This window comes from Rhodococcus sp. W8901, from assembly GCF_013348805.1.
Lineage (GTDB): Bacteria > Actinomycetota > Actinomycetes > Mycobacteriales > Mycobacteriaceae > Prescottella.
On record NZ_CP054690.1, the window covers coordinates 4,368,603 to 4,395,357 of the forward strand.

Genomic DNA, 26,755 nt, shown 5'->3' on the forward strand with positions numbered 1-26,755 from the left:
CGCGCGCGGTCTGTACCCGCCGATGGTGGGGCCACCGCTGCTCTCGCAGGGCAACCCCACCATCGTACTGGATACACTCTTCGGCTCTTACTTGGCCTTCTCGAGGACCTCGACCAGACGCCAGTGCTTCGTCGCGGACAGCGGACGGGTCTCCATCAGCTGAACGCGATCGCCGACGCCGGCGGTGCCGTTCTCGTCGTGCGCCTTCACCTTGGTCGTACGGCGGATGATCTTGCCGTAGAGCTTGTGCTTGACGCGGTCTTCGAGCTCGACCACGATCGTCTTCTCCATCTTGTCGGACACGACGTATCCGACACGGACCTTACGGCTCGCGCGCTCTTCGGTGCTGTTGGTGCTCACTGCCTTTTCCTCACTCATGCCGCGTCACCTGCGTCCGGACCAGCGGCCAGGCCGAGCTCACGCTCACGCAGGACGGTGTAGATGCGCGCAATCTCGTGACGGACCGTGCGCAGCCGGCGGTTGTTGTCCAGCTGACCAGTGGCCATCTGGAAGCGAAGGTTGAACAGCTCTTCCTTCGACTCGCGGAGCTTGGTGACCAATTCTTCTTCGGTCAGCTCGCGGAGCTCTGTAGCAGGGCTTGCGGTTGCCATCAGAACTGCTCCTCCCTCGTCACGATCCGGCACTTGCAGGGGAGCTTGTGCATCGCGCGGCGCAGGGCCTCACGAGCGATCTCCTCGTTCGGGTAGCTCATCTCGAACATCACCCGTCCGGGCTTGACGTTCGCGATCCACCACTCCGGCGAACCCTTACCGGAACCCATGCGGGTCTCGGCAGGCTTCTTGGTGAGCGGGCGATCCGGGAAGATGTTGATCCAGATCTTGCCGCCACGCTTGATGTGCCGGGTCATGGCGATACGAGCGGACTCGATCTGCCGGTTGGTGATGTAGGCCGGCTCGAGAGCCTGGATGCCGTACTCACCGAAGGTCACCTGGGTCCCACCCTTGGCGGCACCCGAACGGCTCGGATGGTGCTGCTTGCGGTGCTTGACCCGCCGGGGGATCAACATGCGTCAGCCCTCCTTCTGTTCAGTCGAAGCGGGTGCATCGGCGGTGGCGGTCGCAGCGCGACCGGCCTCGGTGCTGGTCGCGGTGGTGCCTGCGGCACCGGAGCGACGCGGACGGCTCGGACGCTCGCGGCGCGGGCGGTCCGACGGTGCAGCAGCGCCTGCGGCCAGCTCACGCTTGCCACCGACGATGTCGCCCTTGTAGATCCAGACCTTCACGCCGATGCGACCGAAGGTGGTCTTGGCCTCGTAGAGGCCGTAGTCGATGTCCGCACGCAGCGTGTGCAGCGGAACGCGACCCTCACGGTAGAACTCCGAGCGGCTCATCTCGGCGCCGCCGAGGCGACCCGAGCACTGCACGCGGATGCCCTTGACGTTCGGCTGACGCATGGCCGACTGGATGGCCTTGCGCATGGCGCGACGGAACGCGACACGGTTCGAGAGCTGCTCGGCGACACCCTGTGCCACCAGCTGGGCCTCGGCCTCTGCGTTCTTGACCTCGAGGATGTTCAGCTGGACCTGCTTGCCGGTCAGCTTCTCGAGCTCGGCGCGGATGCGATCGGCCTCGGCGCCGCGACGGCCGATGACGATGCCCGGGCGTGCGGTGTGGATGTCCACACGCACACGGTCACGGGTGCGCTCGATCTCGACCTTCGCGATACCGGCCCGCTCCATGCCCGTGGCGAGGAGCTTACGGATCGCGACGTCTTCCTTGACGTACTCCGCGTACTGCTTGTCTGCGTACCAGCGCGACTTCCAGTCGGTCGTGATGCCGAGACGGAAGCCGTGCGGGTTGATCTTCTGGCCCACTACTGACCACTTCCCTTCCGGCGGTTACGGCCCGAGGCACCGGACACGTTGGCCCGGCTCTCCACGATGACCGTGATGTGGCTCGAACGCTTACGGATCCGGAAGGCCCGGCCCTGTGCGCGCGGCTGGAACCGCTTGAGGGTCGCACCCTCGTCCACGTACGCGGTCGCGACGACCAGCGTGGAGGGATCGAGGTTCAGGTTGTTCTGGGCGTTGGCAGCTGCGCTGGCGATCACCTTGGCGACCGGCTCGCTGGCGGCCTGCGGCGCGAACTTGAGGATCGACAGTGCGTCCTCGACCGAGCGGCCGCGGACCAGGTCCACGACACGGCGCGCCTTCATGGGGGTCACGCGCACGTGGCGCGCGACCGCCTTCGCAGTGGGGTTCTGTGTTTCAGTACTCATCGACGCTTGCTCTTCCGGTCGTCCTTGATGTGGCCCTTGAACGTCCTGGTCGGTGCAAACTCTCCGAGCTTGTGGCCAACCATCGAGTCCGAGACGAACACCGGAACGTGCTTGCGTCCGTCGTGGACGGCAAACGTGTGACCGATGAAGTCCGGAATGATCGTGGAACGACGGCTCCAGGTCTTGATGACCTGCTTGGTGCCCTTCTCGTTCTGCACGTCCACCTTCGCAAGGAGGTGGTCATCGACGAACGGGCCCTTCTTAAGGCTGCGTGGCATCCTTCACTCCCTCCTTGACTAGCGCTTCTTGCCGGTACGGCGACGACGGACGATGAGCTTGTCGCTCGCCTTGTTCTTGCGGGTGCGGCCCTCGGGCTTGCCCCAGGGGCTGACCGGGTGGCGACCACCGGAGGTCTTACCCTCACCACCACCGTGCGGGTGGTCGACCGGGTTCATGACCACACCACGGACGGTCGGGCGCTTGCCCTTCCAGCGCATGCGGCCGGCCTTGCCCCAGTTGATGTTCGACTGCTCGGCGTTGCCGACCTCGCCGACGGTTGCGCGGCAGCGCACGTCGACGCGACGGATTTCACCGGACGGCATACGCAGCGTGGCGTAGGTGCCTTCCTTGCCCAGCAGCTGGATGCTGGCGCCGGCGGAACGGGCCATCTTGGCGCCGCCACCCGGACGCAACTCGACTGCGTGGATGGTGGTACCGGTGGGGATGTTGCGCAGCGGCAGGTTGTTGCCCGGCTTGATGTCGGCGGTAGCGCCGGACTCGATCGGGGCGCCCTGCACCAGGCCCTTGGGGGCGATGATGTAGCGCTTCTCGCCGTCCGCGTAGTGCAGCAGCGCGATGCGAGCGGTGCGGTTGGGGTCGTACTCGATGTGAGCGACCTTGGCCGGCACGCCGTCCTTGTCGTTGCGACGGAAGTCGATCAACCGGTAGGCGCGCTTGTGACCGCCACCCTTGTGACGGGTGGTGATGCGACCGTGGGCGTTACGACCACCGCGACCGTGCAGCGGGCGAACCAGCGACTTCTCGGGCGTCGACCGAGTGATCTCGGCGAAGTCCGAGACGCTCGAGCCGCGGCGGCCCGGGGTAGTCGGCTTGTACTTACGGATTGCCATGAGTCTTCTCGTCCTCTATATCTCGTCAAGTCCCGCCCGCTTACGCGACCGGGCCTCCGAAGATCTCGATGGGCTTGCTGTCGGCCGAGAGGGTCACGAGCGCACGCTTGGTGTCCTTGCGCTTGCCGTAACCGAAACGGGTCCGCTTGCGCTTGCCCTGACGGTTGGCGGTGTTGACGCTGGTCACCGTGACGCCGAAGACCTTCTCGACGGCGATCTTGATCTGCGTCTTGTTCGAGTCCGGGTGCACCAGGAAGGTGTAGGTGCCTTCCTCGATCAGTCCGTAGGACTTCTCGGAGATGACCGGGGCCAGCAAGATGTCGCGGGGGTCGGCGATGGTGGTCACTTGCTCTCCTCCTCGTTCTTGGCCGGGCCCGCGATGAAGGTGTTCAGAGCCTCGAGGCTGAACACGACGTCATCGCTGTTGAGCACGTCGTAGGTGTTGAGCTGGTCGGGTGCGATGGGGTGCACGCCTTCCAGGTTCTGCACGCTCTTCCAGGCTGCGATGTCCTCGCGCCCGACGACCAGCAGAAGCTTCTTGCGATCCGAGATCTCACCCAGGAACGACTTCGCCGACTTGGTGGACGGGACCTGCCCGGCGACCAGCTCGGTGATGACGTGGATGCGCTCGCTGCGGGCCCGATCGGAGAGGGCGCCACGGAGAGCGGCAGCCTTCATCTTCTTGGGGGTGCGCTGGCTGTAGTCACGCGGCTGCGGGCCGTGGACGATGCCACCGCCGGCGAACTGCGGCGCACGGGTCGAGCCCTGACGTGCGCGGCCGGTGCCCTTCTGTCGGTACGGCTTCTTGCCACCACCGCGGACCTCGCCGCGGGTCTTGGTGGAGTGGGTGCCCTGACGTGCGGCGGCGAGCTGCGCGACAACGACCTGATGCATCAGAGCGATGTTCGCGGTCGCGTCGAAGATCTCCGAGGGGAGATCGACAGTGCCGTTGGTCTTGCCACCGGCAGCCTTGACGTCCAGGGTCAGCTTGGTTGCGGTCTCGGTCATGCCGACGCACCACCCTTCACTGCGGTCTTGACGATCACGAGGCCACCCTTGCGGCCGGGGATCGCACCCTTGATCAGCAGCAGACCGTTCTCGGCATCCACCTTGTGGACCGAGAGGTTCTGCGTCGTGATGCGGTCGGAGCCCATGCGGCCCGACATGCGCATGCCCTTGAACACGCGACCGGGGGTGGCACAGCCACCGATGGAACCCGGGCGACGGTGAACGGCCTGCGCACCGTGGGAAGCACCCTGACCGGCGAAGCCGTGACGCTTCATGGTGCCGGCGAAGCCCTTGCCCTTGCTGGTGCCGGTGACGTCGACGTATGCGCCGTCCTCGAAGACCTCAGCCGTGAGCTCCTGGCCGACCTCGTACTCGGAGGCGTCGGCAACGCGGAGCTCGACGATGTGGCGGCGCGGGGTGACGCCGGCCTTGGCGAACTGGCCGGAGACCGGCTTGTTCACCTTGCGCGGGTCGATGGCGCCGAAGGCCAGCTGCACAGCGCTGTAGCCGTCACGCTCTTCGGTCCGGATCTGGGTAACCACGTTCGGTCCGGCCTTGACGACGGTGACCGGGACGACCCGGTTGTTCTCGTCGAAGACCTGGGTCATGCCGAGCTTGGTGCCCAGGATTCCCTTGATCTGATTAGTCATTTGATATCTCCGCTGCGTCTTCCCAAGCTCACTGGATGTTCACGTCGACGCTGGCCGGAAGGTCGATGCGCATGAGCGCGTCGACCGTCTTCGGCGTCGGGTCGAGGATGTCGATCAGCCGCTTGTGAGTACGCATCTCGAAGTGCTCGCGCGAGTCCTTGTACTTGTGCGGCGAGCGGATGACGCAGTACACGTTCTTCTCGGTAGGCAACGGCACCGGGCCGACCACGCGGGCCCCGGTACGGGTCACCGTCTCGACGATCTTGCGCGCTGACGCGTCGATCGCCTCATGGTCATAGGCCTTGAGCCTGATGCGGATCTTCTGTCCCGCCACGCTTAGTGTCCTTTTCTTGCCGCGTTTCGTAGAACCCGAACGAGCCGGGGACTACCTCGTCTGCACAGTCCCCGGACTGAAACACGACACGAACATTGGAATGGCGATCGAGACATCACTCGATCCGCTGCCGCTGTTCATCTGTCATGGTTCTCCGGTCCACGCGGTCGGGCGTGTCGCCCTGCCACTCATTCCCGGGCCCCGGAAATCTCTCTCCAGGAGCCTCGGAAACTCGAACCGGATGCACCCGTAATGGGTGCAAAGCTGGGTACTGCTTCCGTCTTGCATTCGCCGTGACCAGGTCTTTCGACACGATCTTCGACGTTCATCCCGCCCGACTCGAGTCGCGACGGATCACGTCTCAGTCAAGGCAACCCGATCAGTATGCCGTAGCGGACCCGAGAGTTCAAATCGCACCCCCAGCCACGCTCACCGACAAGCCCGAGGTCAGCCTATATCGCCCACCCGAATCGCCGTCCAGCATCTTACCGACAAGTAAGGTTGCGTTGCATGACGCCCGCGACCGCCACCTACCGCAGCTGGCAACGACTGCCCGCCAACCGATTCGGCCGCGCACTGTTCTCGATCGGCATGTGCGCCCGTGTCCCCTACTTCGCGACCGTGCTGCCGAGTGTGGAGCAGTTGGCGCCCGGACTGTGCGTGATCTCCGCCCCCAAATGGTGGGGAGTCCACAACCACATCAAGACCTTCCACGCGATCGCCGCCTGCAATCTCGCAGAGGCCGCGATGGGGATGCTGGCCGAGGCGACCGTGCCGACCACGCATCGCTGGATCCCCAAAGCGATGAACGTCCGATACCTCGCGAAGGCGCAGTCACGGCTTCGCGCGACCGCGATGCTGCCCGAAATACCGGACTTCCCGACGATCACCAGCGGCGCCGAACTGGCGATCCCGATCACGATCACCGACCGGGGCGGTGTCGAGGTCGTCCACGCCGACATCACCGTGTGGGTGACCCCTGCCTGAGCGCGACAGGCTGAGCGCGACAGCCTGGGCGAGACGGGGCGGTCGGAGATGCCGGCCGAGGTGGGCCACCCGATATATTCGGCCGGATCAGTTGTTGCATGCGTCACAGCGGCCGGTTCGGATCGCGAACCCGATGTGGTGGCTGCAGACGACAGCGGGATTCCTGTCCCGTGAAGGAGTGCTCATGACCCCGTCCGCCGCCTCTCGCCCCAGTTCTGCCCGCGCGTTGCGTCGCCGTCCGCAGCTCTCCGAGGATGTCGCGGTGCACGTGCGAAACCTGATCATGTCGGGCGGCGTGCGGCCCGGGGACTACATCCGTCTGGACGAGACCGCCGCCGAGCTGGGAGTCAGTGTCACCCCGGTTCGCGAAGCGCTGCTCACGCTGCGCGGCGAGGGCCTCGTGGAACTGGTCCCCCACCGCGGGTACGTCGTCGCCCCACTCAGTCGCGACGACGTCAACGACCTCTTCTGGCTGCAGGGGCGGATCGCCGAAGAACTGGCGATTCGGGCCACCACACTGGTCGACGACGACGCCCTCGCGGAACTCGGGGCGATGAACGAGCAGTTGCGACGTGCCGTCGAGCTCGGTGATGCCGACCGCATCGAGGAGCTCGAGTTCGGCTTCCACCGAATTCTCAATCGACTCGCGGGAGCACGGAAGTTGTCGTGGTTCCTCCTCAATGCGACGCGCTACACCCCGGTGCACTTCTATTCATCGGACCTGGACTGGGGCCACGAAGCGGTGGCGAGTCACACACGTCTGCTGTCGGCCCTCGCCGCGCGTGACACCGTGGCCGTGTCGACCGAGACCCGCGCCCACTTCGAGGATGGTGCAAAACGCCTGGTGCGACACCTGGAGACCGTCGGAATCTGGGACTGACCAAACAAACGACCGACCCGGACATCGCCGGATCGCGCGCGGCGGGACGGCGGTCGGGGCAAACCTCACAGAACGACCCGCGTCACATCGCCGGGTAACATTTGGCGGGAGCGGAGGGATTACACGTCGACGGATGGACGCGTGGGCCCTGAGAGTGGTCACCCATCCGAACCCAGGTGAAACAGCGGAGTGTCGATGCCCATATTCCAGGACACAGCGGTGCTGGTCGACGATGTCCACAAATCCTTCGGCGATGTGAAGGCCTTGCGGGGCGTCAGTTTCCAGGCCGAGCGCGGGACTGTCCTGGGCATTCTCGGGCCCAACGGCGCCGGGAAGACCACGACGGTCAAGGTGCTGTCCACACTCATCCGACCCGACAGCGGCCGCGCGATGGTCGCCGGTCACGACGTGGTCAGTCACGCCGCCGACGTCCGGCGCTCGATCATGATGACCGGCCAGTACGCCGCGCTCGACGAAACGTTGTCGGGCCGCGAGAACATCGAACTGTTCGGCCGGCTGATGGGGCTCGACCGCGCGTCGGCCCGGCAGCGCGCCCAGGCCCTGCTCACCGAGTTCGATCTCCTCGATGCCGGTAAGCGCGCCGTGCGGCACTACTCGGGCGGCATGCGACGCCGTATCGACATCGCCTGCGGTCTGGTGGTCCGCCCCGAGGTGGTGTTCCTCGACGAGCCGACCACCGGGCTCGACCCGCGCAGTCGACAAGGCGTGTGGTCGCTCGTCAGCTCGCTCAAGGCGCAGGGCATCACGGTATTGCTGACCACGCAGTATCTCGAGGAGGCCGACCTGCTCAGCGACAACATCATCGTCATCGATCGCGGCACCGTGATCGCGGAGGGCACCGCCGACCAACTGAAGGCGCGGACCGGCGGCAGCTACTGCGAGATCGTCCCGCTCGATCCGCAGCAACTGCCATGGGCCGTGCACGCGCTCGGCAACCTCGTTCCGATCGAGATCCGGGCCGAGATCTCCGAGGGGAGCGAACGGGTTGCGATTCCGGCGCCCGACGGGGCCGGCACGCTGTCAGAGGCGCTGCGGCGACTCGACGCCGCGGGAATCGAACTGGCCGACATCGCGTTGCGTCGCCCCTCCCTCGACGACGTCTTCCTGTCGTTGACCGGTCACTCCGCACCGGAGAAGCAGCCATGACAACCTCGGCGAAGAGCGCCGCGAATAGTCTCTCGGTGTCCGCGGCGTCGAAACAGGCCGCGCTGAGTGTGCCCGCGAAGAGGATCGGCTCGCACCGACGTCCGGACCCCAACGCATTCCAGCAGTGGATGGTGCTGACCGGCCGCACCCTCAAGACAATGGTGAAGACGGGTGAACTCGCGGTCGCCATCGTTGCACCGCTGATCTTCACCATCGGTTTCTATCTGCCTCTGCGGTTCGTCATGAAACTGCAGGGCATCGACTACGCGCAGTTCCTGATGCCGATCATCGTGTTGCAGGCGATGGCCTTCACCGCGATCTCGGCGTCGCAGCTGGCGTCGGTCGAGGCGCTGCACGGTTTGACGACCAGGCTCAAGACGATGCCGGTGTCGGGTCCTGTTCCCTTGCTGTCCCGCATGACCAGTGCGCTGGTCAGGTCGACGATCGCGCTCGCGGCGGCACTCGCATACGGCTATGCGATCGGGTTCCGGTTCAGTGCGGGATTCGCCCCGGCAGGTCTCTTCTGCGTGATGGCCCTCGCCATCAGCCTCGCCCTGTCACTCGGGGCCGACGCGATCGGCACGCTCTCGAAGTCTCCCGAGGCGACCGCGCAGGCACTCGCCCTTCCGCAGCTGATCCTGGGCATGCTGTCGTGTGGTTTCGTGCCGGAGTCCGGGTTCCCCGAGTGGATCCGGCCGTTCGTCCGAAATCAACCGATCTCCCAGTTCTCCTACGCCATGCGCGACATGGCCGAGGGCGGGCTGTCGGCATCGACGTTGTTCCCCGCAACCGCATGGTGCGTCGGATTGGCCGCGGTGTTCGCACCGCTGGCCTGGTGGGCAAGTATGAGGCGCCAATGAGCGAGCACTCCCAGTCCACCCGGCCAGCCCGGTCCGCCCTGGTCTCGTCCGAACGCAGGGTCGACGAAGGCGGCTTCGACTTCCCGCTCCCCGTGAACGTGTGGGGCGAGAATTCGATGCAGGCGTTGTGGACGCACAGTCTGATCCAGTGCAAGCGACTGCTGACGCGGTGGGCACGCGACCCCTCCACGATGATCCAGGCGCTGCTGTATCCGGCTCTGACACTGATCATGTTCCGAGTCGTCATCGGCAACACCGTGACGGCCGCGACGGGCATGCCCGCCATCTACGGGCAGGTTCCGATGATCATCCTCGTCGGCGCGATGTTCGGCTCGATCGTGAGCGCCGTGGGTCTGCGTGGCGAACGAAAATCGGGTCTGCTGTCGCGGTTCTGGACGCTGCCGATCCACCGCGCCGCCGGCCTCGTCGGCCGCATGATGGCGGAGGCCGTCCGTGTTCTGGTGACGACCGTCGTCATCCTGGCAGTCGGGTTCGCCCTCGGGTTCCGGATGACGCAGGGCTTCCTCCCGAGCATCCTGCTGCTGGTGATCCCGGTGATCTTCGGCATGGGCTTCGCAATGATGGTCACCGCGTTGGCCACGGTGGCCGGCGACGCCCCCCTCGTCGAGTTGGTGTCGATCGCCTGCACACTGCTGATGTTCTTCAACTCCGGGTTCGTCCCGGTGATGGCCTATCCGACATGGCTTCAGCCCGTGGTCGCGGCCCAGCCGATGTCGTGTGCGATCGACGCCATGCGTGGTCTCGCGGTCGGCGGCCCCATCCTCGAACCGGTGTTGCAGACGCTGGCATGGTCGTTCGGGATGATGGCCGTGTTCATCTACCCGGCGATCCGCGGCTACCGGCGCGCTGCTGCCACCGGCTGACGTCGAAGACGGGCCCGAAGATCGGGCCGAAGACGAGCCGAAGACGAGCCGCTGAATCGGTTCTGTCCCGGCGCCTCCGGAACACCCCCGATTGTTCATCCGAATACCGGGGTGAATGCCCTTTTCGTCTGATATCAATTCAGCGAATCACTGCCCGTCCGCAGGTTTACAGGAGCACAAGAATGGCCCTTCGGCAACGCTCGGTGGCGAGAGTCCTCGCCACCACGGCAGCGGTCTTTCTCGGCGCAATGGGGCTTCACCCGGCCGCCGCGACCGCCGAGCCTGCTCCGGGCAGCCTCGTCCTACCGTCGGCGGCCCCCGCCGCGCGCTCGCTGACACCACCCGACGCCGCGCCGGAGGGCGCCAACGACTGGTCGTGCCGCCCGAGCACGCAACACCCCCGGCCGGTGGTCCTGGTGCACGGCACCGGCATGAGCATGCTGCAGAGCTGGAATGTGATCTCGCCCGCGCTGCGGAACGCGGGCTACTGCGTCTACGCACTGAACTACGGCGCCGCGGCGCATTCGTGGGGCACCGGCGACATCCGCGGTTCCGCCCGCGAACTCGCATCGTTCGTGGACACGGTCCGTGCTCGCACCGGATCGGCCCAGGTCGACATCGTCGGCCACTCCCAGGGCGGAACCATGGCGCGCCAGTACCTGCGTTTCGAGGGCGGGGCCGACCAGGTCGATCCGTCGCGCAACACGGTGCGCCACCTCGTGATGCTCGGCCCGACCAATCACGGCACCACGTTCAACGGGATGCAGGACCTCTACTCGGTGTTCACGTCGCTCCGGATCACCGACGAACCGACCAATCAGAAGATCGTCGAGTTCGCATTCGGCCTGGCGTCGTACCAGCAGCTGATCGGATCCGATTTCCTGACCCAGCTCAACACCGGTCGTGAGAGCTTCCCCGGTATCGACTACACGGTGATCGCCTCCCGCAGCGACGACATCGTCACTCCCCCCGAGGGGGCTTTCCTCGCAGCGGATCCGGGAACCTCGGTGCGCAACGAGTGGATCCAGGACACCTGCCCGGGCGCGGCAGTCTCGCATGTGGGCCTACTGAACGACCCCCGCTCGGTCTTCCGGGTGCAGAGCGCCCTCGACCCGACCTACGGGGCGCGCAGCGCGGCGCCCTGCTGACAAGGCCTTCCCCCGCCACATCGAGCAGTGCCGAGAAGTAAGGGCCCTTCCCGGCCGCGAGGTCCGGGGAGGGGCCCTGTGCGTCGGCCCGCGTCAGGACTGCAGGCGTCGGTTCAGGATCGGGCCGATCACGTCGATCGCCTCGGGGGTCGTCATGTCCCAGTGGGTGACCGGAACCGCCACCACCTCCACCTCACCCTCGACGACCTCGCGCCACGCATCGGCGCCGCGGGAACCGTCGAGATCCGCGCTGAAGTAGAGCAGGCTCCCGTCGAACCGGGCGGTCGGCCGGTAGGACGCGGCCACCGCGGAGGCGTGGACCACACCGGAGACGATGCGGTCCATCTGCTCGGCGGTGAAGTCACCGATCGGGGCGAGCATCTCGCGCAGCATCTCCACCGCGGTCTCCTGATCGAGATCGTCCAGGGACCGGGTCTCCCCCGTCTCCGCGACGAGACCGCCGAGCATGTCGGCGAGCGACGGCGCGGGCCCGGCGACGGATGCAGCCGTCTCGTCCGCGACGTGGCTGTCCAGCATCACGAGCGTGCGAACCTCCTCGCCGACAGCGGCCAGTTGCACCGCCATCGCATGCGCGATCGCGCCGCCCATCGACCATCCCAACAAGTGGTACGGACCGTTCGGCTGGATCCGGCGAATCTGGTCGATGTACAGCGCCGCCCAGTCCTCGATCGACGCGGGAAGCTCACCTCCGTCGCCGAGCGCAGGTGACTGCAGCCCGTAGATCGGACGATCCGAATCGACGTTCGCGGCGAGGCCGGCGAAGCCCCACGACAGTCCCGTCACCGGATGGACGCAGAAGAGCGGGCTCTCGTCTCCACGCGACCGCAGCGGGAGAACGACGCCGAGCCCGCGCTCGGTGTCCGGCGTCGAGTAGGTGGACTCGATCCGGTCGGCGAGTGCCCCCACGGTGGAATCCTCGAACAGCCAGTGCAACTGGGGTTGCGCGTCGAACGCCTTCCGAAGCCTGGCGATCATCCTCACCGCGATCAGCGAGTTGCCGCCGAGGGCGAAGAAGTCGTCGTCCAGACCCACCTGCTCCACACGGAGGACGTCGGCGAACACACCCGCGACGATCTCCTCCACCGGCGTGGCCGGTGCCCGGAACACCGTGGCCTCGAAGGTCGGTTCCGGCAGGGCCAGGCGATCGAGCTTGCCCGACGCACCCAGCGGGAACTCGTCGAGGACCACGAACGCTGCCGGCACCATGTACGACGCCAGCGACGTCGACAGCTCGGATCTCACCGCATCGGTGTCGACCACCGCGTCGACCGCCGGGACCACGTAGGCGACGAGTTGCTCGCTCTTCACCAGGACCACAGCCTGTGCGATGGCCTGCCGGTCGAGAAGCGCCGCCTCGATCTCGCCGAGCTCGATCCGCAGACCGCGCAGTTTCACCTGGAAGTCGGTGCGGCCCAGGTACTCGAGCTCGCCCGAGGCATTCCACTTCACGAGGTCGCCCGTGCGATACATCCGTGCACCGTTGTCCCCGAACGGGTTCGCCACGAATCGCTCCGCGGTGAGGTCACCGCGGCCGAAGTAGCCGCGCGCCACCTGAGCACCCGCCAGGTACAGCTCGCCTGCGACGCCGGCGGAAACCGGTTTCAGACGCGAATCCAACACGTAGGCCCGTGTGTTCCACACCGGCGCACCGATCGGCACACCCGCCACGTCGTCCGTGGTCACGGCGTGACGCGCCGCCTGCACCGTCACCTCGGTCGGGCCGTACAGGTTGTGCACCGCAGCACCACTGACGCGACGGAGCCGCTCCACAGTGCCGGCGGTGAGCGCCTCGCCACCACAGAACACCCGGGTCAACGCGACGGGCCGGCCGTCGAGTTCGTCGGCGACCACCGCCAGCATCGACGGCACGAACTGCACCACCGTCACCGACTGCTCTGCGATCGTCGTCGCCAGGTACACCGGATCACGATGGCCATCCGGTGCGGCGACGATCAGCTGCGCTCCGACCTGCAACGGCCAGAACAACTCCCACACCGACGCATCGAACGTCGCGGGCGTCTTCAGCAGCACCCGATCCGACGAGCTCAACTCGTACTCGGACTGCATCCACCGCAACTGGTTGACGACCGAGCCGTGCGAGACCGCCACGCCCTTCGGCCGACCCGTCGAACCCGACGTGAAGATCACATACGCCACGTTCTCCGAACGCAGCGGAGCGATCCGATCGGTATCGGTGACCGGCGCGTCCGAGAACGTCGACAGGTCCAGTGTGCTCAGGTCCGTGACGTTCGCCAGAGTGGTCGCGAAACCGTCACGAGACGTGGTCAGCACCAACGCGGGTTCGGCCAGCCGGAGAACGTAGTCGTTGCGATCGGCGGGCTGGTCCGGATCCACCGGCACATATCCACCACCCGCGGCGAGCACCGCGTACATGCCGACCAGCAGATCCAGTGAACGACGCATACCGAGGCCGACGAGAACGTCCGGGCCCACACCCTGCGCAATCAACAACCGCGCCAGGCGATGCACCCGGGCCGCGAACTCGCCGTACGACAGCGACTCGCCCGCGCACACCACGGCCACCGCGTCCGGCGTCGATGCGACCTGCGCGTCGAACAACTCGAGCAGCGTGGCGTCCGGCACCGGGTGATCGGTGGAATTCCATTCGACGAGCACCCGATCCCGCTCGGCACCGTCGAGCAGTTCGATCTCACCGACCGGCAGCGACGGGTCTGCCGTCACCGACTCGAGTACCCGCACGAACCTTTCCCCGAACCGGACCATGGTCGGCTCGTCGAACAGGTCCGTCGCATAGCTCAGCTCCACCGACAACGCCGAATCAGCCTGGCCCGGAGCCGTTTCGCTGAGCGTCACCGACAGGTCGAACTTCGCGGAAACGGCGTCGAACGGAAGCTCCGCGATCGACAGCTCGCCGGTACTGATCTGCGCACGCGACATGTTCTGGAACGCGAGCATCACCTGGAACAGCGGGTGGCGCCGCTGCGACCGCTCGGGGTTCAACACCTCGACGAGCCGCTCGAACGGCACATCGGCGTTCCCGAATGCCGCCAGGTCGTTCTCCCGCACCGATGCCAGCAGATCAGCGAACGACCGGCCGCCGTCGACCTCGGTCCGGAGCACGAGCGTGTTGACGAACATGCCCACCAGGTCGTCCAGCGCCCGCTCACCACGACCGGCGACCGGCGTGCCGATCGCGATGTCGGAGGTGCCGCTCAGTCGAGCCAGCAACACCGACAACGCGGCGTGCACCACCATGAACGGCGTCGTGCCGCAGCGCCGTGCCAACTCGGTCACCCCGCGATGCAGACCGGCACCGATCTCGAAGCGGTGCAAGCGACCCGCACCGGACGCCACCGCTGGACGTGGACGATCCGTCGGCAGATCCAACTGCTCGGGCAGACCCGACAGCGCCGTCTCCCAGTAGTCGACCTGACGCGAGATGATCGACTCCGGGTCGTCCTCGGAACCGAGGACCTCACGCTGCCACAGCGCGTAGTCCGCGTACTGAACCTCGAGCGGCGCCCACGCCGGTACGTCACCCGTAGAGCGGGCGAGGTACGCGGACACCACATCTCGGGTGAGGGGTCCGAGTGACCAGCCGTCCGCGCTGATGTGATGGATGACGAACACGAGCACGTGGTCGACCGGGGACAGCGCGAACAGGCGAACCCGCAGCGGGACCTCGCTCGTCACGTCGAAGCCGGTGGACACCAGTTCGGTCACGGCGGCCAGGACCTGCGCGACCTCGATCGCAACGGGCGCGAGGTCGAGATCCACCTGCGACGGGGACAGGACCTGCTGGTAGGCAACACCGTCCTGCCCGGGGAACACGGTTCGCAGCGCCTCGTGCCGGGCGACGACGTCCCGCACCGCATGCTGCAGCGCCGGCAGGTCCAACGAACCCGACAGCCGCACCGCGACCGGAATGTTGTTGACGGCGGATGCCGGATCGAACTGGTTCAGGAACCACATCCGCTGCTGCGCCAGTGACAGCGGAATCCGCCCCGGCCGCGGGGAAGCCGTGAGCGGCCGACGGGTTCGATCCTGGGTCAGCGAACCCACCGCCGCCGCGAGGCGCTCGACGGTCGACGCCTCGAACATCACGCGCACGGGCACCCGGGTGTCGAGGGCGGAGCCCAGCCGGGACACCACCTGGGTTGCGATCAGCGAGTTGCCGCCCAGTTCGAAGAAGTCGTCGTCGAGACCGACGCGGTCGACACCGAGGACCTCGGACAGCACGATCGCCACGGTCTGTTCGATCGGGGTGACCGGTGCCCGGAACTGCCGGGCCTCGAGAACCGGTGCCGGCAGCGCCTTGCGGTCGATCTTGCCGTTGAGGTTGAGCGGCAGCGCCTCGAGTCCGACGAAGGCGGAGGGCACCATGTACGACGGGAGTGACTGCGACAGTTCCGATTCGAGCACAGCAGCATCCAAGGTCGCGAAGTCCGTCGGGACCACGTAGGCCACGAGCCGGTCACCCACCCGGGCGTCGGCCCACACCGTGACCGCCGCGTCCTTCACGCGGTCCGACGACCGCAGCGCGGCCTCGATCTCACCCAGCTCGATGCGGAAGCCGCGCACCTTGACCTGGAAGTCGGCTCGTCCCACGTAGTCGAGCGCGCCGTCGGTGCGCCACGCGACGACGTCGCCGGTGCGGTACATCCGCTCCCCCGCCGGCCCGTACGGGTCGGCGACGAAACGGTCGGCCGTCAGCGCCGGACGGCCGAAGTAGCCTCGGGCCAATTGCACACCGGCGAGGTACAGCTCGCCGGGCACACCGACCGGGACGGGGCGGAGCCGATCGTCGAGGACGAGCAGGCGCGTGTTCCATTCCGGGCCGCCGATGGGCACCGCGGATCCGTCGGTGTCCTCGACGCGCTGCGCCGTGACCGACACCGCGGCCTCGGTGGGACCGTAGAGGTTGAACAGGTCTGCGGTTCCCGCGGATGCGAAGCGCGCCGCGGTGTCGGCAGGTAGCACCTCACCGATCGCGAGGACCCGGCGCAGCGACTCGGGAAGCCGGTCCCCGGGTTCGACGAGCAGCGCCTGCAACATCGACGGCACGACGTGCAGCGTGGTGACGGACTCGCTGCGCATCAGCGCGTTGAGATAGCCGGGATCGCGGTGGCCGTCTGCCGTGGCGACGACGAGCCGTCCGCCGGACGTCAGCGCGGACCAGAACTCCCACACCGACAGGTCGAACGTGGCCGCGGTCTTGAGCAGCGCGGCGTCCGACGAGTCGAGACCGTACTCGGCACGCTTCCATTCGAGCTGGTTGACGATCGCGGCGTGGCTGACGGCGACGCCCTTCGGCCGTCCCGTCGAACCGGACGTGAAGATCACGTACGCGGTGTTGGTCGGTCGCAGAGGCGACGTGCGCTCGTCACCGACGATCGGGCCTGCGTCGAACTCTGCGCCGTCGAACGTGTCGACGTGCAGCACCGGAATATGCGTGGCGACCTCGACACCCTCGCGGGTGGTGGACAGCACGCAGGCGGGCTGCGCCGTGTCGAGAATGTAGGCCGTGCGGTCCGCGGGATGATCCGGATCGATCGGTACGTACGCGCCACCGGCCTTCGCGACGGCGTACATGCCGACGAGCAGCTCCACCGACCGCCGCATCGCCAGCGCGACACGAGATTCCGGTCCGACGCCCATCTCGATGAGACGGCGGGCCAGGCGGTTCACCCGTGCGTCGAACTCCGCGTACGAGAGTCGTTCGGCCGCAGCCACGATCGCCGGCGCGTCCGGAGCATCGGCGACCTGCGTGTCGAAGAGATCGACCAACGTGAGGTCCGCACCGACAGGACGCTGCGTCGTGTTCCACCGTCCGAGCACCTGCTCACGCTCGTCGGTGTCGATCATTTCGAGGTCACCGACCGGCGCCGACGAATTCGTGACCACGGCCCGAAGGATGCGCGCATACATTTGCGCGAACCGCCGGGCGGTGGTCTCGGTGAACAGATCGGTCGCGTACGTGAACTGGACGGTGAAGTCCGCCGGGTTCCCGTCCTCGTCGGTGCTGTCGACGATGGTCACGTGCAGGTCGAACTTTGCGAGATCGGAGTCGATCTCGAGCGGCGCGATCTCGAGATCGGGCAGGGCGAGCGACCCGATCCGCATGTTCTGGAACGAGAATCCGACCTGGAACAGCGGATGCCTGGCCGTGGACCGGACCGGGTTGAGGACCTCCACCAGCCGCTCGAACGGCAGGTCGTCGTGAGCGTATGCGTCCAGATCCGAGCCGCGCACCCGCGCCAACAGATCCACGAAGGTCTCCGCGGGATCCACCTGGACCCGCAGTGCCAGCGTGTTGACGAACATGCCGATGAGATCGTCGAGAGCGGCATCGCCGCGGCCTGCGATCGGGGTGCCGACCACGATGTCCTGCGACCGCGACAGTCGTGCGAGGAGCACCGCGAGCGCGGCATGCATGACCATGAACGAGCTGGCGTTGTGTGCCCGCCCGAGCTCGACGAGGCCGCGGTGGGTCTGTGCGTCGACCTCGGCGCCGACCGTCGCGCCGGCATACGTCTGCTGCGCGGGCCGCGGATGATCCGTCGGGAGATCGAGCTGATCGGGAATGCCGGCGAGGCGACCGCGCCAGAATGCGATCTGCTGGGCGATGACGGACGTCGGGTCGTCCTCGTCACCGAGCGAATCATGCTGCCACAGAGCGTAGTCCGCGTACTGAATGTCCAGCGGCGCCCAGGTCGGAGCCGTCGCCGCCGACCGCGCGGTGTAGGCCGTCATCACGTCGCGGATCAGCGGACCCATCGAGACGCCGTCGGCAGAGATGTGGTGCACCACGACGACGAGCACGTACTCGGACGGAGACAACTCGAACAGCCGGATGCGCAGGGGCACCTCGGCGGTGACATCGAAACTGGTCGATGCGATCGCGACCACGCGGTCACGCACGTCGTCGGCGGTGACCCGCTCGGGACCGAAGTCCCACCCCGACAGCGCCTCCTCGACCGGGAGCACCACCTGATAGCCGACGCCGGCCTCCTCCGGGTACCGGGTACGCAGCGATTCGTGCCGGCTCACCACGTCCACGACCGCCGAACGCAGCGCATCGACGTTCAGGTTGCCGGACAGGCGGACCGCCATGGGGATGTTGTCGGCCGCCGATCCGGGCTCGAGCCGGTTGAGGAACCACATACGCCGCTGCGCGAGGGAGAGCGGGATGCGGTCGGGCCGAGGCTGCGGCGAGAGAGCCTTGCGGCCGCCGCCGGACTGCGAACCCAGTCGGGCGGCGAGGGTCTCCACCGTCGAGGCCTCGAACAGTTCCCGCACCGGTACTCGGGTCTCGAGCACCGCACCGAGGCGTGACACCAACTGCGTGGCGACGAGCGAGTTGCCGCCGAGGTCGAAGAAGTCGTCGTCGAGCCCGACCGGATGGACGCCGAGGACGTCGGCGAAGGCCTCCGCGACGAGCACCTGCGCACGGGTCACCGGCGCGCGGAATACCTTGGCCTCGAAGACCGGTTCCGGCAGCGCCTGCCGGTCCAACTTGCCCACCGCGGTCAACGGAACCTCGTCGAGGATGACGATGGACGCCGGGACCATGTACGACGGCAACAGCGATTCCACGTGCCGCGTCATCGTGTCGGTGTCGACACCGTCATCTGCGAGGACGTAGGACACGAGCGCCGTCTGCCCGGAAGGCATCCGATGCCCGACGGTGGTCGCGAACGACACGCCCGGGCAGTCGGTGAGCGCCGAGTCGATCTCGCCGAGTTCGATGCGGAACCCGCGTACCTTGACCTGGAAGTCGGACCGGCCGACGTACTCGATCGACAGGTCGGTGGAATCCCCCGTCGCTCCGCTCGCCGAGACACCCCCCGTCGCTCCGCTCGCCGATGCGGTCCACCGCACGACGTCGCCGGTGCGGTACATCCGCTCACCGGCCTCCCCGAACGGGTTCGCGACGAAGCGGTCCGCCGTGAGCGCCGGACGGCCGTGGTAGCCGCGCGCGAGAGCACCGCCCGACAGATAGAGCTCACCCGCGACACCCACCGGGACGGGCCGCAGTCGGGTGTCGAGGATCAGCGCCCCGACCCCGGGTACCGGTCCGCCGACCGTGATCGGCTTGCCCGCGAACAGCTCGCCACGGGTCGACACGATCGTCGTCTCGGTGGGCCCGTATGCGTTGAAGAACTGCCGATCCGGCGCCCAGCGTCCCACCAGTTCCGTGGTCGACGCGTCACCGCCGACCGACAGCAGGCGCAGGTCGTCGAGACCCGCGGGGTCCATCGATCCGAGCACGGCCGGGGTGATGATCGAGACGGTCACACGGCGCTGCGCCAGGAGCGCGTGCAGTTCCTCGCCGCCGAGTATCGACGGCGGAACCACCACCAGCTCCGCGCCGGCAGCAGCGGCCAGCGCCCATTCGAACACCGACGGATCGAAGCTGGGCGAGCAGATGTGCAGCACGCGATCGGAGGCATCCACGTCGTACAGCTCGACGGACTGATCCACCAGGCCGGACAGCCCGCGGTGCGTCACGACGACGCCCTTCGGTTTGCCCGTCGATCCGGACGTGTAGATCACGTACGCGGTGTGGTCCAGGCGCAGCGGACTCGTCCGGTCGGTGTCGCCGACGGGCGTCACCGCGCGGCCGGCGTCGGCCGCCGCGCGCTCGAGCTCACCCAGCGACCACCACGAGACGGCCTCGGGCAGGTCGTCGATTGCGTCCGCCGCCGCGATACCCAGTGCGGCAGCGGAGTCGGTGACCATGTGCTCGATGCGATCGTCGGGGTACGTCGGGTCCACCGGGACGAAGGCGGCGCCGGTCTTCGCGACGGCCCACACGCACAGCACCATCTCCCACGAACGCGGGAACGACAGCGCGACGACGCTCTCCGGACCGAGCCCGCGGGCGATCAGTTCACGGGCCAGCGCGCTCGACCGCTCGTCGAGGTCGCGATAGGTGAGCGTCGTGTCACCGCAACTCAGTGCGGGTGCCGCCGGGTTCGTGTCCACGTGGCGCCCGAGGATCTCGGTCAACGTCTCGCGGCAGGCCACGTCCGGTCCCGCGACGCGGGTCAGGGTGTCGAGTTCCGACGCGTCGAGCAGGATCGCGTCGCCCACTGCGGCCGACGGATCCGCGACCACCGATTCGAGCACCGCGCGGAAACGCCTGCCGACGGCCTGAATGGTCGGCTCGTCGAACAGGTCTGTCGCATAGGTCATCTCGACGGACAGGTCGGCGACCGTCACCTGCAGGTCGAACTTCGCGAGGGCGATGTCGAAGTCGACACCGGAGACCGTCAGTCCGGGCAGTTCGAGGGACTGCCGGGCCACCCCGCTCTGGAAGGCCAGTGCCACCTGGAACAGCGGGTGACGTGCCTGAGACCGCTCCGGGTCGAGGATCTCCACGAGCCGCTCGAACGGCACATCGGCGCGCTCGAACGCTGCCAGATCGGCGGATCGGACCTGCGCGAGGAGGTCGGCGAACGACTGTCCCCCGTCGACCTCGGTGCGTAGGACCAGCGTGTTGACGAACATGCCGATGAGGTCGTCCAGGGCCGCCTCGCCGCGGCCCGCGACCGGCGTGCCGACGGCAATGTCGGAGGTGCCGCCGAGCCGGGACAGCAGCACCGCGAGCGCGGCGTGGACCACCATGAACGGGGTCGCACCGTGCGCGCGGGCCACGCTGTCGATGCCGGCCTGCAGCTCGGCGCCGATCGAGAACCGATGCGTGGCACCGCTGTTGGAGGCCACTGCGGGTCGAGGTCGGTCCGACGGCAGATCGAGCTGGTCGGGCAGACCGGCCAGGGCCGTCTTCCAGTACTCGACCTGCTGCGAGATCACGGCGCCCGGATCGTCCTCGGAGCCGAGTACCTCACGCTGCCACAGCGCGTAGTCGGCGTACTGCACGTCGAGCGGAGCCCAACTCGGTGCCTGCCCCGCCGCGCGCGCCGCGTAGGCCGTCATCACGTCCCGGGTGAGCGGGCCCATCGACACGCCGTCCGATGCGATGTGGTGCAGCACCAGGACAAGAACGTGCTCGGTCGACGACAGGGCGAAAACCCGTGCACGGACCGGGAGTTCGGTGGTCAGGTCGAAGCCCGCCAGTGCCCAATCCTCGATCCGCGCGACGAGTGCGTCGTCGGTGAGCGGTTCGATCCCGAGGCCGAAGTCCACCTCGTCGGCGGACAGGATCGACTGGTGGCCCACCCCGTCCGTGTCGGGGAACACCGTGCGCAGCGACTCGTGCCGCGCCAGGACGTCCCGCACCGCTGCCTGCAGGGCCTCGGTGTCCAGCTCGCCGGACAGCCGGATCGCGAGCGGAATGTTGTTGACGGCGGACTCGGGATCGAGCCGGTTCAGGAACCACATGCGCTGCTGCGCGAGCGAGAGCGGGATCCGGTCCGGCCGGGGCCCGGCGGTGAGCGGGCGGCGTGAACCCGAACCCGTCAGCGCGGCAACGTGCGCGGCAAGCGCACCGACCGTCGACGCCTCGAACAGGGTCCGCACGGGCACCTGCGCATCGAGCGCGACACCCAGCCGCGACACCACCTGCGTACCCAGCAGCGAATTGCCACCGAGACCGAAGAAGTCGTCGTCCAGACCCACCCGCTCGATCCCCAGAACCTCGCCGAACACGCCGGCCACGATCCCCTCGACCGGCGTCGTCGGGGCACGGAACGCCGTGGCCTCGAAACTCGGCTCCGGCAACGCCTTCCGATCCAGCTTGCCCGACACATTCAACGGGAACGCATCCAGCACCACGAACACCGCCGGCACCATGTACGACGCCAACGACGTCGCAAGCGCGGCCTTCACGACCTCGGTGTCGACCGTGCCACCCACAGTGGGGACGACATAGGCGACGAGCTGATCGTTCTTCACCAACACCACGGACTGCGCGATCGACTCCTGCGCCAGCAGTGCGGTCTCGATCTCCCCCAACTCGATCCGCAGACCACGCAACTTCACCTGGAAGTCCGTACGCCCGATGTACTCCAGCTCGCCCGACGCATTCCACTTCACCAGATCGCCCGTGCGATACATCCGCTCGCCGCCGTCACCGAACGGATTCGCCACGAACCGGTCCGACGTCAGATCCGCGCGCGAGACATACCCACGCGCCAACTGCACACCCGCCAGATACAGCTCACCCGGCACACCCACCGGCACCGGACGCAGCCGCGCATCGAGCACGAACACCTGCGTATTCCACACCGGCGCACCGATCGGCACACCCGCAGTGTCCGCCACCGTCACCTCGTGGAACGTCACATCCACCGCGGCCTCGGTCGGCCCGTACAGATTGTGCAACGAAGCCGACGAAATCGCCCGGAACCGCTCCGCCGTCCGAGCCGGCAGCGCCTCACCCGACGCGAACACCAGACGCAACGAATCCGCCCGGGACACAGACGATTCCGCATCACCGCTCGCTGACCACTCCGCCACGAACACCGACAACATCGACGGCACGAAATGCGCCACCGTCACACCACGATCGCCCATCACCCGCACCAGATAACCCGGATCCCGATGACCATCCGGCGCCGCCACCACCAGACGCGCACCCACCTGCAACGGCCAGAAGAACTCCCACACCGACACATCGAACGTGAACGGCGTCTTCTGCAACACCACATCGCCCGCAGTCAGCCCGTACTCGGCCTGCATCCACACCAGACGATTCACGATCGCGCCGTGCTCGACCGCCACACCCTTCGGCCGACCCGTCGACCCCGACGTGAAGATCACGTACGCGGTGTTCGAAACACGAAGGGCAGCAACCCGATCCGCATCCGTCACCGCCGCAGCCGAGAACCCGGATACATCCGCCTCGTCGAGATTCAGGATCCGGACGGACCCCTCCCCCGACGCCTCGAAACCGTCCCGCGACGTCGACAACACCAACACCGGGTCCGCTGTGCCCAGGATGTAGGCGTTTCGCTCGACCGGCTGATCCGGGTCCACCGGCACATACCCGCCACCGGCAGCCAGCACCGCGTACATCCCCACCAGCAGATCCAGCGAACGCCGCATCCCCAGACCCACCAACGAGTCCGGACCCACACCCTCCGAGATCAACAGGCGCGCCGTGCGATTCACCCGCGCAGCGAACTCCCCGTAACTCAGCGACTCGCCCTCGAACTCCAGCGCCGTCGCATCCGGAGTCCGCGCCACCTGCGCCTCGAACAGGTCGACCAGCGTCGCCCGCGGCACCTCGTGATCGGTGGCATTCCATGTGCCGAGTACCTGATCGCGCTCGGATGCGTCCAGCAATGCGACGTCGCCGACGACCGCTGCCGGATCCGTCACGACCGACTCGAGTATCCGCACGAACCGGTCCCCGAACGACGTCATCGTCGCGTCGTCGAACAGATCGGTCGCGTACGTCAGGGCCACGGAGTATCCGGACTCGTCGCCCGCCTCGAGCACCGTCACCTGAAGATCGAACTTGGCTGTGGCGGAGTCGAACTCGACCTCCGACACCGCGAGGTCACCGAGGGTGAGATCCGCACGCCCGAGATTCTGGAACGTCAGCATCACCTGGAACAGCGGATGGCGGCCCTGCGATCGCTCCGGATTCAGCACCTCGACCAACCGCTCGAACGGCACGTCGGCGTGGCCGAACGCCGCGAGGTCGGTACCGCGCACGCGAGAGAGCAACTGGTCGAACGACTGCGCGCCGTCGACCTCGGCCCGCAGGACCAGGGTGTTGACGAACATTCCGATCACGTCGTCGAGCACCTGCTCGCCGCGTCCGGCGACCGGCGTGCCGACCGCGATGTCGGTCGTGCCGCTCAGCCGTGCCAGCAGCACCGACAGGGCCGCGTGCACCACCATGAACGGGGTGGCGCCACGCTGCCGGGCCAGTTCGTCGATCGCCGTGGACAGATCCGCGTCGAGTTCGAACCGGTGGGTGGCACCGTGGTCGGACGCCACCGCGGGGCGCGGCCGGTCCGTCGGCAGATCCAACTGGTCGGGCAACCCGGCGAGCGCCGTCCGCCAGTAGTCGACCTGCTGCGACAGCAGCGATTCCGGATCGTCGTCCGTGCCGAGGACGTCGCGCTGCCACAACGTGAAGTCGGGGTACTGCACCTCGAGCGGAGTCCAGGCCGGATCCGAACCGGCCGACCGTGCCGCGTACGCGAGCATGACGTCGCGCGTGAGCGGTCCGATCGAGAAGCCGTCGGCGGCAATGTGATGCACCACGAACACCAGCACGTGCTCGTTCTGCGACACCTCGAACAGCTGCGCCCGCACCGGGATGTCACGGGACAGATCGAAGCCGGCGCCGACCAGCGCACCGACGCGGTCGAGGATCGACTCGGCCGACACCGCCTCCACGGGAAGCAGTTCGCCGATCTCGCTCGATGCGCGGACCACCTGGTGCCCGACACCGTCGAAGTCCGGGAACACCGTGCGCAGCGACTCGTGGCGGTCCACGACGTCGGCCACGGCGGTCTGCAGCGCGGGCACGTCGAGGGTGCCCGACAGTCGGATAGCGACCGGAATGTTGTTGACCGTGGAGTCGGGCTCGAAACGGTTCAGGAACCACATCCGCTGCTGCGCGAGGGACAGCGGAATGCGTTCCGGCCGTGGACCGGCGACCAGAGCCTTGCGGGCCTCGCCGCCGACGGCATCGGCTACCTGGGCCGCGAGCGCCTCGACGGTGGACGCCTCGAACACTGCACGCACCGGAATCTGCGCGTCGACCGCGGCAGCCAACCTCGACACCACCTGCGTCGCGATCAGCGAGTTCCCGCCGAGTTCGAAGAAATCGTCGTCCAGCCCCACCTGCGGGACGTCGAGGACGTCGGCGAACACCGACGCGACGAGTTCCTCCGCCGGGGTGACCGGGGCCCGGAACTCGCGCGCCTCGAACACCGGCGCCGGCAGCGCCTGCCGATCGAGCTTGCCCACCGGCGTGAGAGGGATGTCATCGAGGACCATGACGGTCGACGGCACCATGTGCCGCGGCAGGGAACGTCCGACGAACTCGAGCAACGCCGCGGTGTCGATCTGGCGGCCGGAGACCGGACGCACGTAGGACACGAGAACCTTGCTGCCCGTGGTGGCTTCGTGCGCCACGGTGGCGGCGAAGTCCACATCGTCGTGCTCGGCCAGCGCGGCGTCGATCTCCCCCAGCTCGATGCGGAAGCCACGGATCTTGACCTGGAAGTCGGAGCGGCCGACGTACTCGATCTGCTGGTTCGCGTTCCACCGGACGACGTCGCCGGTGCGGTACATCCGGGTCCCGGGCTCACCGAACGGGCACGCGACGAATCGCTCCGCGGTGAGCGCGAACCGGTCGTGGTACCCGCGGGCGACGCCCGGGCCCTGCACGTAGAGCTCACCCGCGACGCCCACCGGGGTGGGCCGCAGCCGGTCGTCGAGCACCACGAGCGACATGCCCTGCGTGGGACCGCCGATCGTGATCGGTTCGCCGGGGACGAGCGGATCCGAGATCGCGGTCATGATCGTGGTCTCGGTGGGGCCGTAACCGTTGAAGAACCTGCGGCCGGATGTGGCCCAGCGCGTCACCAGATCGGGCGGGCACGCCTCGCCTCCGACGACGACGTCGAGGAAGGTATCCAGCCCCTCGGGGTTCACCGACGCGAGCGCCGCGGGGGTGACGAAGCCATGCGTGACGCGTTGCGTCGCAATCAGTTCGGCGAGATCGTCACCGCCGTACACCGTCGGGGGTGCGATCACCATCGTCGAACCGGCGCCCACGGACAGGAGTAGTTCGAGAACCGAGGCGTCGAAGCTGGGCGACGCGAAGTGCAGGGTACGGGCCTGTGCGGTGAGGTTGTAACGACGGACCTGTTCGGCGCAGAAGTCGCCCAGGCCGGCCTGTGTGACGACGACACCCTTCGGGCGGCCGGTCGAACCGGATGTGTAGATCACGTACGCCGGATCGGCGTCCGCCAGCACCCGGCTGCGGTCGGCGAAGGAGATCGGCTCCGGGGAATGCTCGGCCAGTACACGTTCGAGGTCGTCGCCGAGGACGAGCCATTCGACGGAGTCCGGGAGCGAATCGCGGGACTCGGCTGTCGTCAGTCCCACCACGACGCCCGAGTCGGTCACCATGTGCTCGACACGGTCGGCGGGATAGTTCGGATCGACGGGCACGAAGGCCGCACCCGACTTCGCGACACCCCACACGCACGACACCGACTCGATGGACCGCGGCACGGCCACCGCGACCGAGTCGCCGGGACCGATGCCCCGTTCGATCAGGACCCGGGCGAGACGCGAGGACCACGCGTCGAGGTCCTCGTAGGTGCGAGAGCGGTCGCCGCACACGAGGGCGGTGGCCGACGGGTCACGCTCGACAGCGGCCGCCAGCAGCTGCGGCAGCGTCGTCGAACGGGGACGGCTCCGGCGCGCCGGACGTTCCCGGCGCGGGCGCCTGGTGCGCTTGCGCTCGTCTCCGTCATTCCCGTGCAGCTCCCGACCCTGCTCGCTCATGCGTTCAGAACACCTCGTG

Annotated in this window: 18 protein-coding genes; 6 read left to right on the plus strand and 12 right to left on the minus strand. The window is 67.5% G+C overall.

Annotation, left to right across the window (positions count from 1 at the left end; all coding sequences use genetic code 11):
* Nucleotides 1–87 precede the first annotated feature (87 nt).
* From rpsQ to rpsJ, 11 genes are read right to left on the minus strand one after another with little or no spacing between them, the layout of a single operon-like run.
* Complete coding sequence (gene rpsQ / locus HUN07_RS20500; protein WP_174912339.1) at nucleotides 88–378, minus strand: 30S ribosomal protein S17; 291 nt, start codon at nucleotides 376–378, stop codon at nucleotides 88–90.
* Complete coding sequence (gene rpmC / locus HUN07_RS20505; protein WP_114718850.1) at nucleotides 375–611, minus strand: 50S ribosomal protein L29; 237 nt, start codon at nucleotides 609–611, stop codon at nucleotides 375–377. Before rpmC ends, rpsQ begins: the two co-directional genes overlap by 4 nt.
* Entirely contained in the window at nucleotides 611–1,027 is a 417-nt protein-coding gene (gene rplP / locus HUN07_RS20510; RefSeq protein WP_114718849.1) for a 50S ribosomal protein L16, read from the minus strand. Before rplP ends, rpmC begins: the two co-directional genes overlap by 1 nt.
* Nucleotides 1,028–1,030: 3 nt before the next feature.
* Nucleotides 1,031–1,834 carry a 30S ribosomal protein S3 gene (gene rpsC / locus HUN07_RS20515; protein ID WP_114718848.1) on the minus strand — a complete coding sequence of 268 codons (804 nt, stop codon included), beginning with the start codon at nucleotides 1,832–1,834 and terminating at the stop codon, nucleotides 1,031–1,033.
* Nucleotides 1,834–2,238, minus strand: coding sequence for a 50S ribosomal protein L22 (gene rplV / locus HUN07_RS20520; protein WP_114718847.1), 405 nt, complete (start codon nucleotides 2,236–2,238; stop codon nucleotides 1,834–1,836). Before rplV ends, rpsC begins: the two co-directional genes overlap by 1 nt.
* Entirely contained in the window at nucleotides 2,235–2,516 is a 282-nt protein-coding gene (rpsS, locus tag HUN07_RS20525; RefSeq protein WP_005518370.1) for a 30S ribosomal protein S19, read from the minus strand. Before rpsS ends, rplV begins: the two co-directional genes overlap by 4 nt.
* A gap of 18 nt (nucleotides 2,517–2,534) precedes the next feature.
* Nucleotides 2,535–3,368 carry a 50S ribosomal protein L2 gene (gene rplB, locus HUN07_RS20530; RefSeq protein ID WP_114718846.1) on the minus strand — a complete coding sequence of 278 codons (834 nt, stop codon included), beginning with the start codon at nucleotides 3,366–3,368 and terminating at the stop codon, nucleotides 2,535–2,537.
* A gap of 40 nt (nucleotides 3,369–3,408) precedes the next feature.
* On the minus strand, nucleotides 3,409–3,714 hold the full coding sequence (rplW, locus tag HUN07_RS20535) for a 50S ribosomal protein L23 (RefSeq protein WP_005518367.1): 306 nt from the start codon (nucleotides 3,712–3,714) through the stop codon (nucleotides 3,409–3,411).
* On the minus strand, nucleotides 3,711–4,376 hold the full coding sequence (rplD, locus tag HUN07_RS20540; RefSeq protein WP_174912341.1) for a 50S ribosomal protein L4: 666 nt from the start codon (nucleotides 4,374–4,376) through the stop codon (nucleotides 3,711–3,713). Before rplD ends, rplW begins: the two co-directional genes overlap by 4 nt.
* A complete protein-coding gene (gene rplC, locus HUN07_RS20545) occupies nucleotides 4,373–5,026 on the minus strand; it encodes a 50S ribosomal protein L3 (RefSeq protein WP_114718844.1) in 654 nt (217 codons plus the stop codon). The genes rplD and rplC overlap by 4 nt, the downstream gene beginning before the upstream one ends.
* A gap of 28 nt (nucleotides 5,027–5,054) precedes the next feature.
* Nucleotides 5,055–5,360, minus strand: coding sequence for a 30S ribosomal protein S10 (rpsJ, locus tag HUN07_RS20550; protein WP_003938093.1), 306 nt, complete (start codon nucleotides 5,358–5,360; stop codon nucleotides 5,055–5,057).
* A 510-nt stretch (nucleotides 5,361–5,870) separates the two neighbouring features.
* On the opposite strand from rpsJ, the gene HUN07_RS20555 reads away from it, so the two are divergent.
* The 6 genes from HUN07_RS20555 to HUN07_RS20580 all read left to right on the plus strand — a co-directional run bounded on the left by HUN07_RS20555 (nucleotide 5,871) and on the right by HUN07_RS20580 (nucleotide 11,286).
* Complete coding sequence (locus HUN07_RS20555; protein ID WP_114718843.1) at nucleotides 5,871–6,347, plus strand: hotdog fold domain-containing protein; 477 nt, start codon at nucleotides 5,871–5,873, stop codon at nucleotides 6,345–6,347.
* A 184-nt stretch (nucleotides 6,348–6,531) separates the two neighbouring features.
* Nucleotides 6,532–7,227, plus strand: a complete 696-nt coding sequence (locus HUN07_RS20560; protein ID WP_174912344.1) for a GntR family transcriptional regulator — start codon at nucleotides 6,532–6,534, stop codon at nucleotides 7,225–7,227.
* 195 nt (nucleotides 7,228–7,422) lie between these two features.
* On the plus strand, nucleotides 7,423–8,394 hold the full coding sequence (locus HUN07_RS20565; protein WP_174912347.1) for an ATP-binding cassette domain-containing protein: 972 nt from the start codon (nucleotides 7,423–7,425) through the stop codon (nucleotides 8,392–8,394).
* Nucleotides 8,391–9,254, plus strand: coding sequence for an ABC transporter permease (locus HUN07_RS20570; protein ID WP_174912350.1), 864 nt, complete (start codon nucleotides 8,391–8,393; stop codon nucleotides 9,252–9,254). The genes HUN07_RS20565 and HUN07_RS20570 overlap by 4 nt, the downstream gene beginning before the upstream one ends.
* Nucleotides 9,251–10,138: an ABC transporter permease gene (locus HUN07_RS20575; protein ID WP_174912352.1), complete on the plus strand. Its 888-nt coding sequence runs from the start codon at nucleotides 9,251–9,253 to the stop codon at nucleotides 10,136–10,138. Before HUN07_RS20570 ends, HUN07_RS20575 begins: the two co-directional genes overlap by 4 nt.
* Nucleotides 10,139–10,320: 182 nt before the next feature.
* The gene (locus HUN07_RS20580; protein ID WP_114718840.1) at nucleotides 10,321–11,286 is read left to right on the plus strand and encodes an esterase/lipase family protein; all 966 of its coding nucleotides are present in this window, start codon (nucleotides 10,321–10,323) and stop codon (nucleotides 11,284–11,286) included.
* Between the two features lie 93 nt (nucleotides 11,287–11,379).
* Here HUN07_RS20580 and HUN07_RS20585 read toward each other — a convergent pair whose 3' ends face one another.
* Nucleotides 11,380–26,736: a non-ribosomal peptide synthetase gene (locus HUN07_RS20585; RefSeq protein ID WP_174912355.1), complete on the minus strand. Its 15,357-nt coding sequence runs from the start codon at nucleotides 26,734–26,736 to the stop codon at nucleotides 11,380–11,382.
* Nucleotides 26,737–26,755 lie beyond the last annotated feature (19 nt).